Annotated in this window: 14 protein-coding genes; 3 read left to right on the top strand and 11 right to left on the bottom strand. The window is 40.7% G+C overall.

Annotation, left to right across the window (positions count from 1 at the left end):
- Positions 1 to 53 precede the first annotated feature (53 nt).
- On the bottom strand, positions 54 to 1,169 hold the full coding sequence (locus E6C50_RS06160; protein WP_136402332.1) for an acyltransferase family protein: 1,116 nt from the start codon (positions 1,167 to 1,169) through the stop codon (positions 54 to 56).
- A gap of 37 nt (positions 1,170 to 1,206) precedes the next feature.
- On the opposite strand from E6C50_RS06160, the gene E6C50_RS06155 reads away from it, so the two are divergent.
- Complete coding sequence (locus E6C50_RS06155; protein WP_136402331.1) at positions 1,207 to 2,343, top strand: hypothetical protein; 1,137 nt, start codon at positions 1,207 to 1,209, stop codon at positions 2,341 to 2,343.
- 67 nt (positions 2,344 to 2,410) lie between these two features.
- Here the strand turns inward: E6C50_RS06155 and E6C50_RS06150 are convergent, their stop codons facing one another.
- The 5 genes from E6C50_RS06150 to E6C50_RS06130 all read right to left on the bottom strand — a co-directional run bounded on the left by E6C50_RS06150 (position 2,411) and on the right by E6C50_RS06130 (position 8,039).
- Positions 2,411 to 2,776, bottom strand: coding sequence for a hypothetical protein (locus E6C50_RS06150; RefSeq protein ID WP_136402330.1), 366 nt, complete (start codon positions 2,774 to 2,776; stop codon positions 2,411 to 2,413).
- A 52-nt stretch (positions 2,777 to 2,828) separates the two neighbouring features.
- Positions 2,829 to 3,782, bottom strand: coding sequence for an AAA family ATPase (locus E6C50_RS06145; RefSeq protein ID WP_136402329.1), 954 nt, complete (start codon positions 3,780 to 3,782; stop codon positions 2,829 to 2,831).
- An 82-nt stretch (positions 3,783 to 3,864) separates the two neighbouring features.
- Positions 3,865 to 5,232, bottom strand: coding sequence for a peptidylprolyl isomerase (locus E6C50_RS06140; RefSeq protein WP_230978966.1), 1,368 nt, complete (start codon positions 5,230 to 5,232; stop codon positions 3,865 to 3,867).
- The gene (locus tag E6C50_RS06135) at positions 5,216 to 6,067 is read right to left on the bottom strand and encodes a hypothetical protein (RefSeq protein WP_136402328.1); all 852 of its coding nucleotides are present in this window, start codon (positions 6,065 to 6,067) and stop codon (positions 5,216 to 5,218) included. The genes E6C50_RS06140 and E6C50_RS06135 overlap by 17 nt, the downstream gene beginning before the upstream one ends.
- Before the next feature lie 4 nt (positions 6,068 to 6,071).
- Complete coding sequence (locus tag E6C50_RS06130) at positions 6,072 to 8,039, bottom strand: peptidylprolyl isomerase (RefSeq protein WP_136402327.1); 1,968 nt, start codon at positions 8,037 to 8,039, stop codon at positions 6,072 to 6,074.
- Positions 8,040 to 8,284: 245 nt separating this feature from the next.
- Here E6C50_RS06130 and E6C50_RS06125 point away from each other — a divergent pair, with 245 nt between their 5' ends.
- Together E6C50_RS06125 and E6C50_RS17840 are read left to right on the top strand one after the other, a co-directional pair.
- The gene (locus E6C50_RS06125) at positions 8,285 to 9,874 is read left to right on the top strand and encodes a peptide chain release factor 3 (protein WP_136402326.1); all 1,590 of its coding nucleotides are present in this window, start codon (positions 8,285 to 8,287) and stop codon (positions 9,872 to 9,874) included.
- Between the two features lie 134 nt (positions 9,875 to 10,008).
- On the top strand, positions 10,009 to 10,233 hold the full coding sequence (locus E6C50_RS17840) for a hypothetical protein (RefSeq protein WP_211089521.1): 225 nt from the start codon (positions 10,009 to 10,011) through the stop codon (positions 10,231 to 10,233).
- Positions 10,234 to 10,266: 33 nt separating this feature from the next.
- Here the strand turns inward: E6C50_RS17840 and E6C50_RS06120 are convergent, their stop codons facing one another.
- The 5 genes from E6C50_RS06120 to E6C50_RS06100 all read right to left on the bottom strand — a co-directional run bounded on the left by E6C50_RS06120 (position 10,267) and on the right by E6C50_RS06100 (position 18,494).
- Positions 10,267 to 10,491 (bottom strand): hypothetical protein, encoded by a 225-nt coding sequence (locus E6C50_RS06120; RefSeq protein ID WP_136402325.1) that lies wholly within the window; start codon positions 10,489 to 10,491, stop codon positions 10,267 to 10,269.
- A 58-nt stretch (positions 10,492 to 10,549) separates the two neighbouring features.
- Positions 10,550 to 14,347, bottom strand: coding sequence for a beta strand repeat-containing protein (locus E6C50_RS06115; protein WP_136402324.1), 3,798 nt, complete (start codon positions 14,345 to 14,347; stop codon positions 10,550 to 10,552).
- 242 nt (positions 14,348 to 14,589) lie between these two features.
- Positions 14,590 to 15,708, bottom strand: coding sequence for a T9SS type B sorting domain-containing protein (locus tag E6C50_RS06110; protein ID WP_136402323.1), 1,119 nt, complete (start codon positions 15,706 to 15,708; stop codon positions 14,590 to 14,592).
- A gap of 40 nt (positions 15,709 to 15,748) precedes the next feature.
- Complete coding sequence (locus tag E6C50_RS06105) at positions 15,749 to 16,822, bottom strand: hypothetical protein (protein ID WP_136402322.1); 1,074 nt, start codon at positions 16,820 to 16,822, stop codon at positions 15,749 to 15,751.
- Between the two features lie 28 nt (positions 16,823 to 16,850).
- On the bottom strand, positions 16,851 to 18,494 hold the full coding sequence (locus E6C50_RS06100) for a lamin tail domain-containing protein (protein ID WP_136402321.1): 1,644 nt from the start codon (positions 18,492 to 18,494) through the stop codon (positions 16,851 to 16,853).
- Positions 18,495 to 18,589 lie beyond the last annotated feature (95 nt).

The raw sequence follows: 18,589 nt of genomic DNA, 5'->3' as shown, positions 1-18,589 counted from the left end.
GTATTTTTATACGTCAAAAAAATAAAAAAAAATTTTAAAGCCGATCCGTATTTTTACTTTCTGAGCGCCATTATCGGTTTTTCATAATAACGATACAACAGATAGCTTAGTGAAAAAGTAATCACAAGATATACCAGCGTAAAAAGATGCAATTGCCAATCCGGTAAAGAAACCGTATCGATCCAATATTTAAGCAATTGCAAAACAAGACTATAATGAATCAGATAGATCGAATATGAAATCAGACTTATCCAGGTAACGGGTTTTGCAAACCAGGACGGTGCTATTCTCCATTCGGACAAAAATGGTAGAAATAACGCAAATGTAAACGAGGTAATGGGCAAATAGAATACATTCCAAAAGAACGGATAGTTTTCAATTAAAATCTGAAAAAAGCCGACTCCTATAAACATTAGTACAATCAGAAAACAACCCAAAACAGTCATTTTCAGTTTGTGTTTTAACCAGAATTCAGAATAATTAATATACAGCCAGCTAAAGGCCATTCCGATTAAAATAGAATCTATTCTATAAATCACGACTGCTTTTAACGATACATTCCATTGCATCAACGTTGTATTTGAAGTCCAAAAATAGTATCCGACTTTGATACCTATAAATAATAGAATCAATCCTAAAACCACCGCTAAAAAAAGACGGGATTTATTTTTCCGCCGAAACACCAAGGCAGCTATAAAAAATGCCAGCGCGCCAATCAGATAGGCAAATTCTTCCACCGACAAACTCCAGGATTCCGAAAAAAAAGTCGGCATGGTGGTCGCAAAATTTTGCAGAAAAAGAAAATAATAGCCCACATGTTCCATTTGAAAGCCAAACAAAAGTCCCAAACCGCAATTCAGCAGCAATATTAAATAGTAATTCGGTAATGTTCGAAACCATCTTCGTTTCAGAAAATAAAAAAACGTAGTACGGTTAAAATCCGTCGTTACAAACAGACGGTATAAAATACCTCCGATCAGAAACCCGCTTAAGACAAAAAACAATTCCACACCCCAAAATCCAAACAGTGTAAAGATCTGTCCCAAAATTCTCGGGCAATCCGGATAAATCCACAATAAATGACCGCCCAAAACCATTAGGATTGCCGTAGCCCGCATCACATCCAATCCGAAAATACGTTCCGTTCCTGTTATTGTGGTCGCATTCATTTTATTTATCTATTTTTGTTTTACATTGCATTTTTTTATGAAAAAATCAAAGATATATAAATATTTTACAATCCTGATTGTCTTTATTCTAGCCGTGATTGGAATTGTATATTCCCAACTCACCAACCGACATAAGGCGATTGTTAAAACACAGGTTTTGCATTTTACCGGATTGCTGGACAATGACTGGATCGTAACCAATGGCATACAGGAGTACAAAATGCTATCGCCCACTTTTCTTATTGACGGCATTTACAAATCGATGGAAGGTCCGAAAGCGTCCCGTTATATCCAACTGAATCAGACCGAAAAATTATTATGGATTAAAGGTTTTGAAGTACAGGCGTTTGACGCCAATACGAATGCGCCGTTATCCAATGATTATATCTGTCATATGAATGTTGATATTAACGATGTAAAATATTATAGCCACTGGCAGTTAGACGATCGTATCGGAAAACAATATCCGCGCCTTACTTCGCTGTCTCAAGGTTTGGAGCGTTTTGATTTTCCGGAAGGCTATGGCGTTCCGATTATCGGCAATGATTTTCTTTTTGTTACGTCACAGACTTTGAATCAGAATATCCCGGATATTTTTAAAAAGGTAAAACACAAGATCACCATTAAATACGATGCTTCCCAAAATACTATAAAACCATTAATGAGCAAAACCGTTTTTATACAATTACCTTTCGATAAACACGATCCTTTTAAAGGCCCATTGGATCCAGGAAGCAATCAATGTATTCCTGTAGAAACCAAAAATCACACGTATGAAGATAAAAACGGAAACAAATTGTCCGGTCATTGGGTAATTCCGACCGGTATTACCACGTATCGAAGCAGTATTACCGAACAATTACAACTTGCAGATAGCGCCCGTCTGCATTTTTCCGCGCCGCACGTACATCCGTTTGCAACCGCGATCGGCATTTACGACAAGACTACCGGCAAAACCGTTTTTAGCTGTAAGGTGATCAACTATAAAGACAAAATCGGACTAAAGGAAATCCAGCCATTTCACTCCGAAACCGGTGTATGGCTTTATGGAAATCACGACTACGAACTGGTTTTAAACGTTAACAACACTTCTGCATCGGAACAGGATATGATGGGCAGTATGTTTTTGTTTTTTTACGACCGCGAACTGGAAAAGAAAATCGCGTCAAAATAGCGTTAGCGCCATTGCAAACAAAAAGAGCCTTTTCGAAAGTATTGAAAAAGCTCTTTTTTATTTTGATTTAGTGTACGGCTATTTTTTCTTCCTGATTAAAGTATTTAAAAAGTAGTATCGCTGCGAGTATCGCTCCGCCCAATGATAGTAAACTTCCCACTGTTATCAGCTCGATTGCTTTAGAAGTCACCTCCGGAAACTTTCGATAATCGGTTAGTACCGCCAAAAACAACCCGAAGGATAGTAATCCTACAACCAGTCCCAGAAAAATCCCAAAATAGCGATTTTTAAACACCAGTTGCGCTACCATAATGGCCAGTACCACAATCATCAGGTAATTGATTTGCCCTTTTACAATCAGGGTTTCTACAAAACTGAAAACCGCCAGTCCCATTAGGATATATTCCGGCAAATTTTTTACACTATTTTTCATTTGATAACAGTTTTTGGTTCGTTCTAACAAAAACGCAAAAAATAAAAAAAAATTATAATAATTTCGCAACGATCATTTCTTCTGTAATTCCTTCCGCATCCGCTTTATAATTCTTAATGATACGGTGACGCAAAATTCCGGTTGCTACCGCTTTTACATCCTCGATATCCGGCGAAAACTTACCGTTTAAAGCCGCGTTGGTTTTAGCGGCCAAAATCAGGTTTTGCGAAGCTCGTGGTCCCGCTCCCCAATCCAGGTAATTCTTTACATAATCGGTTGCCAAAGCGTTATCCGGACGTGTTTTACTAACTAAGGCCACGGCATATTCGATCACGTTATCCGCTACCGGAATACGACGAATCAAATGCTGGAAATCGATGATTTCCTGAGCTGTAAACAATGGATTTATAACAGCACTTACATCCGAAGTAGTACTTTTTACTACTTGTACTTCTTCTTCAAAAGTCGGGTAATTTAATTTGATTGCAAACATAAAACGATCCAACTGCGCTTCCGGTAACGGATAAGTACCTTCCTGTTCAATCGGGTTTTGGGTTGCCAATACAAAAAACGGCAAATCCAATTTATAGTGATGTCCGGCAATGGTTACCGCTTTTTCCTGCATCGCTTCCAAAAGCGCCGCCTGGGTTTTTGGCGGTGTACGGTTGATCTCATCCGCCAAGATGATATTGGAAAAAACCGGTCCTTTAATAAATTTAAAAGTCCGCGATTCGTCCAGAATTTCACTTCCCAGAATATCAGACGGCATTAAATCGGGTGTAAACTGAATGCGTTTAAAGTCCAATCCCAAAGCCTGCGAAATCGTGTTTACCATTAATGTTTTGGCCAATCCCGGAACCCCTACCAACAAGGCATGTCCTCCGGCAAAAATGCTCAATACAATCTGGTTCACCACTTCTTCCTGACCCACGATAATTTTAGCGATTTCCTCTTTTAAGGCTTTTTGTTTCTGAACCAGGTTTTGAATTGCTGCAACGTCTGACATAATATTTTATTCGTATCTGTTAAATTAAAAAAGAGTTAGCTTTAAATTCATAAAACTAACTCTTTTAATTATTTTTTAAAAATTATTTTTTCAACCAGTTATTCGTGAATTTACAGTCTCTGTAATCTCCGTTGATTTTAATATAGGTTTCTTTAATTTTCTCTTCAGTCCATTTGGCGATGGCTTTAATTTGTTTTTCCTTTAAAGCCAATTCTTTGATTTTAAGGTAATCTTTCGCATAATCGGCCGTATGCTCATCATAACGATTGGTAACCGTCAATAATTTGTAATGCTTCATTCCTTTTTCATCTGCATCTACCAATGGCAACGATACCGCCCCATCTTTTAAATCGGCCACCTGGCTGTAAAGCGCCGGATCCATTTTAGTCAACTCAAAACGGGTTTCCAAAGTTCTTGGATTTACTAAAAGTCCACCGCTGTTACGGGTTTCTTTTTCATCGGACGACGATCGCGCTGCATCGGCAAACGAAATCTCACCACTCACAATTCGCTGACGGATTTTTTCGATTTTTTCTTTCGCTTCCTTCATCGCTTCATCCGATACTTTCGGAATAATCAAAATATGTCGTAAATCCAATTCCTGACCACGGATTTTCTCCAGGTAGATAATATGATAACCATAGGTGGTTTCAAACGGTTCGGAAATTTCCCCTTCCGCCAAACTAAAAGCCACATCTTTAAATTCTTTTACGAATGGTGTTTTTCGGGTGATTTTATAAAAACCTCCTGTTGGCACCGACGCTTTATCATCCGAAAATAATACCGCTTTACTATAAAAGCTGGCACCATTATCCATTACATCTTTTTTAATTTCGCGTAACTGATTCATCACCCTTTGTTTTTCAGCATCGGAAATCTTAGGGTTGATCACAATTTGCGCTACTTCCATTTCGGCTCCGAAAACCGGTAATTCTTCTTTTGGAATTCCTTTAAAGAACGTACGCACTTCTTCCGGAGTGATCTCTACCGCATCCACTACCTTACGTTGCATTTGCGAGGTTAGTTTGTTCATCTTTACGATGTCGAAAAAGTAGGTTTTAAATTCTTCCAGATTCTTTTTGTTATAGAATTTCACTACTTTATCAATCGACCCTACCTGCTCTACCATCTGATCCAACTGCGAGTTCATAAAGTCGTGTACTTCCTGATCGGTCACTACGATACTATCCTGAACAGCCTGATGTGCGTATAATTTATCTTCCAAAAGTTTCCCGAACATTTCACAACGCGTGATATTTTTGATGTCAATCCCTTGTGCCTGTAACTCGACAAATGTTTTGTCGATATCCGAATCCAATACAACATATTCCCCAACTACGGCTACCACTCCGTCAATCTTCTTTTTCGGGGTTTGTTGCGCCTGAGCTGTTCCGAAGAACGTCAGAGACAACCCGAAAATCAAAGCCGCCTTTTTATTTATAAACTTCATATTTCTTATTTTTAATGGCATCATTAGTGATCTCTTTTTCAAATTTCTTAATGTATTCTAATTTTCTGTTATTTAATAATATTTGTTTTATCGTTGGGCTTATATATTCGAACGGCGCCGTTTGGTTCCGATCTAAAACCTTATTCACTTTTACCAGATAGGCCGAAAGACTGTCCTGATATTCATACGAGATTCCGTCGGTTATATAACGGTCCCGATTATCCGGGTTTACAAACGGCAGGTTTCGATACACCTGATTCATATCGACCCATACCGTGTCGTTAAAAGCATAGCTCTTAAATTGTATCGTCATTCCTTCTAAGGCTTTTTTATCTTCTTTCCGTGAGGAATTGAACCGGCTTCTGATGACTGCAAATTTAGGATTATCTTTGGTCAGATTGATATATTTTAACCGGACTAACGTCCCTGTTGTCTTGAAATTTTCTTTGTTTGCCTGATAATAACGCAACAATTCGTCTTTTGTTATCGTCGTATCAATAGCCTGTTTCACGACTTGTTCAATATAAGCGCCCGTATACAGATCGGTTGTGTATTGTTTGATCAAAACGTCAAAAGAGGCTTTTTCCTTATCACTAAGATTCACTTCGGCCGCATCCATCAATAGTGTACGCGTTGCCCATCTGTCAATATAATTTTTAACAATCATCAGACTATCCGCTTTGGAGGTCCCGGCAGGAACCAATCCTTTGATTTCGTCTGCATACAGATAGGAATCGTTTACCCGCGCAATTGCTTCGGGCTTTTGTTTCGGCCGGATATAGTCGCAGGACCAAACCGAAAACACTATTAAAAACAGTACAGCGGCTTTATTCATCTATTTATTGCTGTAATTCCTGTTTTACCTCGCTAAATACACCTTTATCAATAGTGATGGTAAACTCTTTTTTCAGTTCGTCTACCCATTTGCTTTCCAGGTATTGCTGATAATCGTTAATCACTTTCCCTTTGGTTTCTTCAAATGTTTTCGGCCCTTTTGGCATCTTTTTAAGCACGTCGATTACAAAATAGTAATTCCCGTCTTTGATCACATCCGAAATCCCCACATTTAGTTTCGGGTATTTTGGTAAGGCTTCGCTTCCTTCTTCGAAAACGCCAGTCTTCACCATAATAGACACTTTGTTGTCTTTATTAAGTTGCTCTTTAATAAAATCAATGGATTTTTTCTTTTTCAGAAATTTTAATGTCTGCTGGATTGCATCCTGTTGTGTCGAAGAGAACACATTCGCCTCTACTCGCGGATGCCATTGGTAATTGGCAATGTTTTTCTCGTAGAATGCTTTTAATCCTAAGGTATCGGTTTTCGCTTTGTTCCAGATTTCTTTTTCCATCAAATCAAACAATAACAATCCGTCGCGGTATTCGTCCATTACGTTGGCAAATTCCGGATTCTCTTTTTCCAGATTGTCGTTGTAATAGTTCATTAACTGGTTGTTGATAAATTTACCATACAACTGGTCAACCACTTTCCCGATCGGACGGATACCCCATTTTGTTTTTTGTTGTGTGTTAACAAAATCCAAAAAGTCAAGCGCACTTACTTTTTTATCTTTATTGATTACCAAAAGATTACCTTCTAATTCCGGAGTGGAAGCCGGTACTTCCCAGGCTTCTTCATAAAATTTGTCGGTTACTAATTTGGCTGCTTTTGCATATAATTTTGGATTTTTCTCTACATTGTATTTTTTAGCCAGTTTTTCACTTAACGACGCATCAATCAGTTTGGAACGATCGTCTTTACGCACTCGGGATTCCATTTCCGTTTGTACATCAGCAAAACTGCGAACCGGATATTTTTCGATCAGTTTGATAATATGCCATCCGAACTGACTTTGGAACGGCTCGGAGATGTCACCCGGATTTTTAAGTGAGAAAGCAACGTCTTCGAATTTTTCAGAACTCAACTCTCCCGATCCGAAGCGTTGTAAATGCCCGCCTTTTCCGGCAGAAGAACGATCCTGAGAGAATTGTTGCGCCAGGCTTTCGAAGTTTTCGCCCTGTTTGATTTTTTTATAGATGTCTTCGATATTGTTTTTAATCGATTCTCCTTCAACCGGATTCTCCGCTTTCATCAGCATAATATGTGCTACGGAAACCTGTCCTCTGTTATCACGAATATCATTTACTTTGATCAGATGGTAACCAAATCGCGTATGAACCGGCAAGGACACTTCTCCTTTTTTGGTTTTATAAGCTGCCGTTTCAAATGGGTATACCATTCTGAAAACCGAAAAATAACCTAAATCGCCTTTATTGTCTTTTGCAGAAGGGTCTTGTGAAAAACGAACGGCCAGGTCATCAAAATTTTCACCAGCCACTGCTTTTTTGCGGATATCCATAGCTTGATTATAGGCTTTTAATGTATCAGCCGGCGATGCATTTTCATCGACCGTAATCAATATATGAGAAGCTTTGATTTCTTTTAGGGAACGCTGATAGGCTTCATCCACAAGCTCTTTGGTCACTTTAGTATCGGTCATGTAGTTACGCGACAATTGCGTACGATACGATTTTAACTCCGCTAAATAATTGGCGTCATTTTGTAATCCCAGCTTGTTGGCTTTCTGAATTTTCAGTTTATATCCCAAAAACAAATCCAGATATTGATCCAGATTTTTTTGTGACTCGTCTTTTACCAAATCCAGATTTTTCTTGTACACCCGGCTAAATTCGTCGGTATAATAAGGATGATTATCAATATTGAAAAGTACTTTTTTCGTTTTATCCTGTGCATACGAAATCGCAGTCGCCGCTACACAAAGACCTAACAGAACATGTTTTAACCTCATTCTTTCAAAATATTTTAAATAATTTATAGTCTCGAAAAAAATCTGCAACCGCTTTCCTGATTGCCCTTATACTAGTTGATTAGCAATCAACAAAAATAACAATTCAATTACATTATACAACTATGCGTTTTACTATTAACAAAAAATTATCGCGCCGGTCTTACGCTGTAAGCTTCTTATTTTTAAACCGATTAAAAAGTTCTCATAAATTATAGCTACTTTTGCAGTCCTTAATTTTTGTTAAAATGAGCTTTCAAAAAGAAATTCAACGCAGAAGAACCTTTGGTATTATCTCTCACCCGGATGCCGGAAAAACCACATTAACGGAAAAACTGTTACTTTTTGGTGGTGCCATTCAGGAAGCGGGCGCTGTAAAAAGCAATAAAATCAAAAAAGGAGCGACTTCGGATTTTATGGAAATCGAGCGTCAGAGAGGAATCTCGGTTGCGACTTCCGTTTTGGCATTCAATTATAAAGACAAAAAAATCAATATCCTGGACACTCCGGGTCACAAAGATTTTGCAGAAGATACTTTTCGTACTTTAACTGCTGTAGATAGTGTGATCGTGGTTGTGGACGTGGCCAAAGGGGTTGAGGAACAAACCGAAAAACTCGTGGAAGTATGCCGTATGCGTAATATCCCGATGATCGTTTTTATCAATAAGTTAGACCGTGAAGGTAAGGATGCTTTTGACCTGATGGACGAAGTGGAAAAAAAGCTGGGTTTAAAAGTAACACCGCTTAGTTTCCCTATTGGTATGGGATATGATTTCCAGGGGATATACAATATCTGGGAAAAGAACATCAATCTTTTTGAAGGTGACAGCCGTAAAAACATAGAAGAAACCATTGCTTTTTCGGATATCAACAGTCCGGAACTGGAAAAAATAATTGGCGAAAAACCAGCCGGTAAATTACGTGACGAACTGGAACTGATCGACGAAGTATATCCGCCGTTTGATCGCGATGCCTATCTTGAAGGAAACCTGCAACCCGTATTTTTCGGTTCGGCTTTAAACAATTTCGGGGTTCGCGAATTATTGGATTGTTTTATCGAGATTGCACCCTCGCCTAGACCGAAAGATTCGGATACGCGTAATGTAAAACCGGACGAAGACAAATTTTCAGGATTTGTGTTTAAAATTCACGCCAATATGGATCCGAAACACCGCGATCGACTGGCATTTATTAAGATCGTATCGGGTGTATTCGAACGAAACAAACCGTATTTACACGTGCGTTTGGGTAAAAACCTAAAATTCTCAAGTCCAAATGCCTTTTTTGCTGAAAAGAAAGAGATTGTCGATATTTCGTATCCGGGTGATATTGTGGGATTACACGATACCGGAAACTTTAAAATCGGCGATACCCTAACCGAAGGAGAATTAATGAACTTTAAAGGAATTCCAAGCTTCTCGCCGGAGCATTTCCGTTATATCAATAATGCCGATCCAATGAAAGCCAAACAGCTTGAAAAAGGAATCGATCAGCTTATGGACGAAGGTGTCGCGCAGTTGTTTACATTGGAAATGAACAACCGTAAAGTAATCGGAACCGTAGGAGCACTTCAGTATGAAGTAATCCAATACCGACTGGAGCACGAATATGGCGCTAAATGTTCATATGAAAACTTCCCGGCATTTAAAGCCTGTTGGGTACGTCCGGAAGACACTAAAAACGAAGAATTTGCTGAGTTTAAACGAATCAAACAAAAATTCCTGGCAAAAGACAAATACGGACAACTGGTATTCCTGGCTGACTCGGATTTTTCGATTCAGATGACACAAAGTAAATACCCTACCGTAAAACTTCATTTTACATCGGAATTAAACTAAAAAAGACTTCTTTATACCAAAAAAGCGTAAACCAAAAGTTTACGCTTTTTTATTGTTAGACGCGATTAATTTAATGATAAATTTTAACACATTATCGGTATTTTTCCTATTTTTATGCTCCCTAATTAAGTTTTATGAGCGCACTTTTACAAAAAAAATGGATGATTATTTTTTCATTATTTTCTTACATTTCATTATTTGCTGATGAATTATCCCCTAATGATCCTCCGGGTGATGAGGATCCCGTAGTACCGATTCCAATAAACCAATACACTTTACTATTGGCTATTATGGCGATCATTCTAGCGTTCTCACTCATCCGAAAATACTATCGAAAAACAAATACAAACAAGGCATAAAAAAACCGGCTAATTAAGCCGGTTTTTTTATTTCTAGTTACGAAGTGCTGCTCTTCTTTTATTGATCACAAATATCGCAAAAGCGATCGCAATAAATGCCATCCATATCACGTATCCGTTAATTGGCACCACCGGCGTATCCAATGGGTTATCATCAGGATCTCCACCAAAATCTCCAGGATCTTCTTCTGCAAATGCTACTACATTAGCTAATAATGTAAAAATAAAAATGTAGCTGTATACTCCTATCTTCTTCATAATATATGGGGATTAAATCGGGTATGACAAATATTTGTCCTACCCGATCTGTATTTTATTAATAAATTACTTTTACTGTTGTCGTTTTGTTATCTTCAGCAGTTATCTGAACCAATAACACTTGCTGTGCCACAGAAAGATCTGAAATCACCAATGTGTTGTTGTTTACTTTAGCTTTCTGATATACCATACGTCCGTTGATATCGAAAATAGCTACCTCTTTAATCGAAGTGTTTTTCGTTTCGATGTGTAATGCTGTATTTTGTTTGTACACTACAACTTTAGTCGCATCCAATGTTGCATCGATAGTTCCCAATGTGCTTTTGTATACGATCTCAAAACGATTATCGAAAGTTCCTTCTGCCGATGCAAAGGTATACGCTCCGTTTTTCAGGTTGTGTAATGCTCCGTTGTTGGCATTATCTTTTAAATAAACCTCCTGATTTCCGGTGAACAATCCGTCGAATGAAGACAAGGTGATTGTGTAGTTTCCAGCAGTAGCCGCTTTAAACCCTAATGCAACCACGTCGTTATCATTAAAAGGTAACGCACGTCCCTGGATAGTATAATCGGCTGTTTCAATTTTCGAAGACAAACTGCTTCCTGTGTTTCCGAAAGCCAAACCGTCGTATCCTCTATCCACTCCTGCTGTAGCTCCTTGTGCATAAGCCACTAAGATTTGGTTAAAAGCCGTTCCGGAATCGTTAGTCAGATTTAACCAGATACGGTGTCTTTCGATTTCTTCTGTTGGCATAGCGGCATTCATTCCAGCCACACTTCTAAAGAATTGATTGTTGTTATCGGCCGTACGCATTGTATTTGCAAAACTTACATTTCCACCAGCCGGTAAGGATTTTACAAGGAATCCTTGTCCAACCTGAATTTTACCGTTTGGCACATTGGCCGGAACTCCTGAAGTTCCCAAAGTAGCCGCAACTCCTCCCGATCCCGGTGTCCATGTAGCATAGTTGGTTCCCGCCGGGAATTGCCCCTGAGCGTTCATCGTTAAAGTATGTGCGTAGAAATATAATGTTCCGTCGATTGTTAGGTTACCGTTTAAGAAAGCCGTTCCATCGATAACCGATGGGTATGGATTTCCGACAAGATTGTATCCTGTTCCGGTTGTTTCTAATGTAAATGTAACGTTTCCGTTATTTGGTTTTCCAACAAAAACTCCTTCCCAGGCCGCAGCCGGAGATGCCTGATAGTTGTTTGGCGCACGTACTGCAAATCCTTTACCCGGTACAAATGTAGAAGTAGCGGTTAAACCTGTATTTACATACGTATTGGTCGTTGTCTGATAGGTATAGAAACGGTTTGTTAGCGTGTTTGGTGAGAAACCGAAAAGGTTTTGTCCTTCAACCGGTGCGGACCATAATGTATGATCAAGTCTTACGATTGGTGCAGAATTTCTATGTACGGTTACCGCTCCTGTATTTGCTACTGCATTTGTTTGAATTAGGTTGGCGTTGTTTTCAATTACGAAATCAGCTGCCGTCATATTGTTTACCACATCGTTCACAACAGTAAGGTTTGTACCAGATGCCAAACGGAATGATCCTGAGTTTAACGTTAGTTTTTTAGCGGTAAACACGCCGTTTGTATTGGTATTATACGCTCCGGCAATAACGGCTTCAATTGTTGCCGTTGGCCCGGTAACATTCGACCATGCCGTTCCATTCCAGGTTGCAGTTGTCACAGTTGTAGTCACATCAATTACGTTGGAATTCGCTGATGTTGTCGATGCATTTTTTGCGCGAACTCTGTAGTGGTAGGTTGTATTCGGGTTTAACCCGGTTACTACATAAGAAGTAACATTACCAACATTTAGATTCTCATATCCGGTTACGAACGAAGGTGCTGTAGTAGCGTAGTTAATGGTTACCTCATCGATATAACCAACTCCGCTTCCGTTTTCAAATACAATTTTCACATCGCTTGCCGTTTCGTTAACCGCTACGGTATATTCATCAAATCCGAGATTATCTAACGGGAATGACTCCAATAACGTAGTTACTCCATTTACAATTTTACTTACTTTTAAAGTACTGGCACTTGATCCTCTTTTAGCAAAGAACGTTACCGATGTTACTTTTGAAAAGCTTGGTGATGTCATTTTACCATCACTAGCTCGTAACTGTGCCCCATATCCGTCATAGGCACTAGACACAGCCGCTCGTAGAACCGCATTTATACTCCAGACTCCTGATGTAAGTGTTACAGTTCCGAATCCGTAACCGCTGGTACTTAATCCTGACTCGAATTTTTCTAAAAGATTAGCAGTTGCCGAAGTTGAAAATGAAGCGTATTCACTCACGTCCAAAAGATAAGCATCAGCCTGTGGAACCGCATTCCAATGTGCTGTAAAATCGTTTGCGTTTACTGCCGTTGCTGCTGTTGCTACCGGCTCAGCAATTGCTGTAATATTAGCCGTAAGTCCGGTTGGCTGTACTACGTTATAGTTGGCTGCTGCCGACCCGGAGATAGTGTACCCGGTTACCGTCACAGCAATTCCATTCCCTACTGCTGACGAAGCAAATGTTGCCACCGGTGTTCCACCCAGGATTACGTTGGCTACATCGGCTGCCAATACTCCTGTTAGCGTTGGTGTTCCCGATAAGGTTGCCGCTGTAGTTCCATCGGCTACTTTATTGTTTGCCGTTACTCCTGTAACGGTTGCATTTCTTTTTGATACGGTTAAAGTACGCACGACATCGGTAGCCGCATTATAATTGGCATCTCCAACCTGAGAAGCGGTAATATTGGTTGTTCCTGCTCCTGTGATTGTTACGGTATTCCCTGTAATCGTTGCTACTGCCGGATTACTGCTAGTATAGGTAACCGTCAATCCGGAACTGGCTGTTCCCGTTAAGGCAAAATCCGCGTCACCATATTGCTTGTTAACATTTGCGAATGTTATCGTTTGATTTCCTTTTACAATATTAAAATTGATCGTTGCCGGGTCACTATCCCCGACAGTATTGGTTGCTTTTACTGTTACCGAAGCTGTAGAAACTGCTGTTGGTGTTCCCGTAATAGCTCCTGTTGTGGTATTTAATGTCAATCCCGCTGGTAAAGTTCCCGTTACCAACGCATAGCTTGTCGGGTTACCCGTAGCCGAAATAGTCTGACTAAAAGCCGTTCCTACCGTTCCGTTAAAAGTAGCTCCCGTAACTACCGGTGCTACTGGTGGCGCACCTGTAGCCGTCATAGTAAAGTTATCGATCGACACCCCGTTATCGGTTCCCGAAAGATTCGTCGTTACCCAGCTAATCCCAAAGGATGCTCCGACAGCGATATTCAGCCCGGTTAAGGTAAATTCAGCTACCGGTGTGGTGGAAACGTTACCATTTGTTCCGGTTGCCACTCCTGAAAAATCTTTTGCATTTAAAGTTGTATTCGTAGCTAATGCTCCGGTTCCGGTAACATCCCATCCGGAAGTATTGGCACCTCCGTAACGCCATTGCTGATAATCCCAGGAAAGTTTTAATGAGGTAATAGCAGACCCAGAATTATTTACAAAACTCAAGGTATACGTGTATGTATTACTACTCGATGGCAAAGCTCCCAAACTATAATTTGCCGTTGGGGTTGCCACACCGTAAGCATAAAATCCTCCTCCATTTGCGGTACCGGTATTTCTTCCGTTATAAGATGCAGCACCTGATAAAGACCAACCTGCCGGAAGTGTATTCGTCGCATTTGTTGCACTTGATGGGTTGTAAGTATCAAAATTGTCCGATTTGGTGTAAGGTAAAGCGGTAATACTCACCTGTCCCCATGAATTTAGCCCCATAAAGCATGCCAATAGGAACATGGCGTACTTTAATGATAAGCAATGTAGTTTTTGTTTCATAAATTTACTTTTGTTTTTTTGAGACTTCAAAGATATAAAGATGTTACCTATTTTGAAAATGAGTATGTTACCAATATATTAATTAACACCCAAAAATACTTTTTATCGCATTTTTTATGCTTTTTATCGCATTATTTCATTATGATATTCGATTTTTTTCAGCCTAAAAAAGGAAATCCTGTCAGATTAACCATAAAGGCTCTCTAACAGGATCATAATTATTCCTCTCAAAAGTAAAAAAACTATCGTTTCATACTAAAATGTGCCTTAAATTCTTTTGGTACACCCTCGTCATAATAATGCAATACGAACCAATAATCAGTCGAAGGCAGTGGATAACCATTATAGATCCCGTCCCACCCTCTTTCTTTAGGAGAAAGTTGCTTGATCAACTTACCATAACGATCAAAAATGGTAATAGTCGCCTTCTCCGGATTGGGTAAGTCTTTTATATTCCAGTAATCGTGGTACGAATCCCCGTTTGGCGTAAAGTAACGTGGGTAGTTCAATACCAATACACGAAGCGGGCTGTCGCCACATCCTTTTTTATCACGTACCCGGACGGTATAATACCCGGCTGTGCTTACCTGAAAAACCGGACTATCCTGAAACGGCCCATCGTTTAACTGGTATTCGTAATCTCCCGATCCCTGTGCCGAAACTACGATGATCTGATCCAGATCGAATGCTTCTTTTACGATGGCCTGTACGACTGCCGCCGATGAAACACTAATCGTTGCCGAAGCCATCCCCTGGCATCCACTAGCCGTATCGGTTACCGTAACCGTATAATTACCCGGTTGCGTTACCGAAAGAGTTGGTGTTGTATTAGGTAATGTCCCATTGCTGGACGTCCACACAAACGTATGTCCGGCTGCCGGAATACCCGGATTTAAAACGACCGGAGCGACCAGATTTCCGGTTACCGGGTTTACACAAGTCGACTGATCCACTAAATGGGGTTGTGGAGCGTTTTTTAGCAGCACGGTTAGTTGCTGGATTGGTCCCAAACAACCTGTTGCCACGTCTTTTTCCTGAACCTGTATCGTATAGGTTCCGGCCGGTGAACTCCCCCAGTTGACTTTTATTTCGTTGGTACCCGCCGGATTCGAAAAGCTTATTGCTCCGGAAAAGTTCGGATTCGGAATGGTCCAGCTATATACCGAACCCGGTGTTCCCAATCCGTTGTTTTCGGCAGCATCGACTTTATATACCGAAGAACTCGTCCCCTGACAGATGACCTGTTGGGCATAACCTGTAATCCCCATACCCAACAGGATACTACTACAGGTATTCAGAACAAGTTTTCGTAGTTTCGGATTCACAGCGCGTATTATTTTATGACTTCTTTTTTGATTCATTCTTTTGTTTTTTTCCAATCTGCCGATCGCTATCGGTTTACTAATTGAAAATGATTGCTGATGTGGTTGGTGCCGATGGTTGCGGGTTTACGGTTTCGTTTTGTACCGGTGAAAAACAGCCGCCAGCGTTTTGTACCGTTACCGAATACGAACCTTGTCCTACGTTATTAAAAATCGGGCTTGTTTGGTAATTTACTCCATCGATACTATACGTTAATCCGGTTCCCAGTGGTGCGGTTACTTCAATAGTAGCCATCGGTTGCGAACAAGTAGGTTGTGTTACCACCACAGTAGGCGTTACCGGTGCTACCGGTTGCGCATTGATCGTTAACAATGTTGCCGCCGAAATACAACCACCCGGTGCTTTTACCGTAACATTGTACGTTGCTCCTGCCGTAAGCCCGGTGAACTGCATTCCTGTCTGATAATTTGTTCCGTCAACACTGTATTCGTAACCCGTTCCGGTTGGTGCGGTTACCGTTATCGTTCCCGTAGCCACCGTACAGGTTGGTTGATGCGTTACCGAAGCTACCGGCGCCGATGGCAATGCCGGTTGCGGATCGATCACAGCTGGTGTACTTCCTGAAATACAACCTGCCACGCTTTTGATGGTTACGTTATACGATCCTGTCGCAACGCTATTGAAAACATTTGATGCCTGATAATTTACGCCATCAATACTATACGTATACCCGGTTCCAGTGGCCGGTGGTATTACCGTAATGGTTCCCGTTGCTATCGCACAGGTTGGCTGATCCAGAGTCAGCACCGGGTTGGCTGGTGCCGCTTCTATCGTGATAGTAAGATTTACAGGTGTTCCCGGACATCCGGAAGCATTGGTCTCAATAACCTGTAGCGTATAAATGCCCGCCGGGGTTGTCCCCCAGTTAATTGTGATCGCGTTGGCATTTACATTGGGTGTTCCGGTAATGGTTCCGGCAAATGCAGCTGGTGTTACCGTCCAGGCATAAGTCGATCCCGCAGGCCCTGTACCCGGAGTATTTACGCTATAATTCTTTGTTGCACCTACGCAGATGGTTTGTTGCGCATACGTTCCTAAGGTAGCCAACATCACCATCGTGAAAATTAATACTTTAAAATAGTTCTTTTTCATTATTGAGTTTTTTGATGAGTTTCTTGTTTTAGTTATAATAAATCCCCATAGTAGTTGGTTTTGGCACTACTTTTACCGTTGCGGCATACGAATGCTCCTGACAGCTCGATGTTGTTACAAAACAGTAATACTGATTGCCGTTAAATCCGATTGGAACATTATTGATCGTTAATACTGCTGTTGTCGCTCCGGAATAAGGTGCCGAATTGGTTACATTTACCCAGGCTCCAGCACTATTCAGCAATTTCCATTGATAGGTCACTCCTGTTGGATTATTCATGGCCACCGAAAAAGTAGCCGATTGTCCTTCGCATAACGTACGTACTATCGGTTGCGTGGTTATAGAGGTGGTATTGGATACCATATAATTGTGAATCCCAATATCGTCGCAACTTTCTGTAGACGATGAATTCCATTCGCCTGGCACATAAACACTGTTTGGAGCCACGACGTCGTTTCTGCGGATCATGGTATACCCGGTATTATCCGGTGCATTTACCGCATCGATTACGTTTCCGTTTTTAACCAGCTCAAAACCGTCATCGGCATTAAATCCGGTTGAATAAGCAATATTCTGTGTAAACGTACAAATCGGTGCATCATTCCCAATTCGGATCAGGTATAAGCTTCCGGATGCCAAATTTCCGGACAGGTTTATCGTATAGGAAGGCACCGGATCACCGGCCGTTCCGTATCGTAGAACAGCATATTGTGATAAATTGACGGTTGCTCCTGTTCCGTTATACAGTTCGATAATTCCGCCATCTCCACGATCCGCATCGTATAATTCCGAAATAAAAATATCGGAATACAACATGGTACAAGTCGATCGAAGTACGGTAAAAACCGGTGAAGTCCCCGTACAGTTGTTGGTCGTGATACTCACCGCACCCGTGGTGCTTCCAACCGGTACTACGGCTTCGATAAGCGTATTTGAAATAATGGTAAAAGACGTTGCCGGTACACCGTTAAACAAAACTGCCGAAGTTCCGGATCCATTCATAAATCCGCTACCGTTTATTTTGATCAACGTATTAATCGGCGCCGATGTCGGTAAAAAACTCGTAACCGTAGGTTGTGTACAAGCTGTGGTTATAATTCCGTTAAAGGTAAAATCGTTAATACTAAACGTTCCTCCAGCTGCAGAAGCACCCCAGGCGTAAAGCCGGAAGGTAATCGGAGCCGTAATGTTCTGATAGGCCGCTGCCGCTAAACTGATCGTTGTTCCGGTTGCATTTGCCGCACCAATATTCGTTGCGTAACCATCTAATGACGATCGGAACGAAAAGGACGTCGGACCAGAACCGGAAGCCTGTGCCGTATATTCAAAACTGGCAAATTTTATAAGATAACCCGACGATGGTGTGAGTGTAAATTCAAAATATTTGGTATTCGAAAGGGTTCCGGAATTCCAGCCGGTAGCATTATATCGGTTGTTGGTATTGGTTCCGGTGATCCCCGATCCGCGACCGATACCCGAAACCGTAATGTTCGGACTTACCGTTTGTCCGGCCGTATACGGATTGGCCGTATTGGGATTTGTTCCGGTTATCGGGTTACTAAAAATCGCCTGTCCCTGCGTCGTATGGATCGCAAACAGCATTAATACCAATGCTCCGAAAAAACGTTGTTTAGTAAATAATTCTGATATGTTGAATTGTAATAATTTCATTCAAATAAGTTCTTTTTTATTGTATTCCGCTCCAGTCAATTTGAGCGATACAAAAATATAGAACCCTAATAACCAGACACTAATTACCGCATTAT

Origin of the sequence: Flavobacterium supellecticarium, assembly GCF_004801375.1 — a bacterium.
Lineage (GTDB): Bacteria > Bacteroidota > Bacteroidia > Flavobacteriales > Flavobacteriaceae > Flavobacterium > Flavobacterium supellecticarium.
This window is presented reverse-complemented; position numbering and strand designations above follow the sequence as displayed.

What these genes read in the sequence shown, in the direction of transcription:
- E6C50_RS06160 (WP_136402332.1), bottom strand. Translation starts at nt 1,169, where the DNA reads ATGAATGCGACCACAATAACAGGAACGGAACGTATTTTCGGATTGGAT.
- E6C50_RS06155 (WP_136402331.1), top strand. Translation starts at nt 1,207, where the DNA reads ATGAAAAAATCAAAGATATATAAATATTTTACAATCCTGATTGTCTTT.
- E6C50_RS06150 (WP_136402330.1), bottom strand. Translation starts at nt 2,776, where the DNA reads ATGAAAAATAGTGTAAAAAATTTGCCGGAATATATCCTAATGGGACTG.
- E6C50_RS06145 (WP_136402329.1), bottom strand. Translation starts at nt 3,782, where the DNA reads ATGTCAGACGTTGCAGCAATTCAAAACCTGGTTCAGAAACAAAAAGCC.
- E6C50_RS06140 (WP_230978966.1), bottom strand. Translation starts at nt 5,232, where the DNA reads ATGAAGTTTATAAATAAAAAGGCGGCTTTGATTTTCGGGTTGTCTCTG.
- E6C50_RS06135 (WP_136402328.1), bottom strand. Translation starts at nt 6,067, where the DNA reads ATGAATAAAGCCGCTGTACTGTTTTTAATAGTGTTTTCGGTTTGGTCC.
- E6C50_RS06130 (WP_136402327.1), bottom strand. Translation starts at nt 8,039, where the DNA reads ATGAGGTTAAAACATGTTCTGTTAGGTCTTTGTGTAGCGGCGACTGCG.
- E6C50_RS06125 (WP_136402326.1), top strand. Translation starts at nt 8,285, where the DNA reads ATGAGCTTTCAAAAAGAAATTCAACGCAGAAGAACCTTTGGTATTATC.
- E6C50_RS17840 (WP_211089521.1), top strand. Translation starts at nt 10,009, where the DNA reads ATGAGCGCACTTTTACAAAAAAAATGGATGATTATTTTTTCATTATTT.
- E6C50_RS06120 (WP_136402325.1), bottom strand. Translation starts at nt 10,491, where the DNA reads ATGAAGAAGATAGGAGTATACAGCTACATTTTTATTTTTACATTATTA.
- E6C50_RS06115 (WP_136402324.1), bottom strand. Translation starts at nt 14,347, where the DNA reads ATGAAACAAAAACTACATTGCTTATCATTAAAGTACGCCATGTTCCTA.
- E6C50_RS06110 (WP_136402323.1), bottom strand. Translation starts at nt 15,708, where the DNA reads ATGAATCAAAAAAGAAGTCATAAAATAATACGCGCTGTGAATCCGAAA.
- E6C50_RS06105 (WP_136402322.1), bottom strand. Translation starts at nt 16,822, where the DNA reads ATGAAAAAGAACTATTTTAAAGTATTAATTTTCACGATGGTGATGTTG.
- E6C50_RS06100 (WP_136402321.1), bottom strand. Translation starts at nt 18,494, where the DNA reads ATGAAATTATTACAATTCAACATATCAGAATTATTTACTAAACAACGT.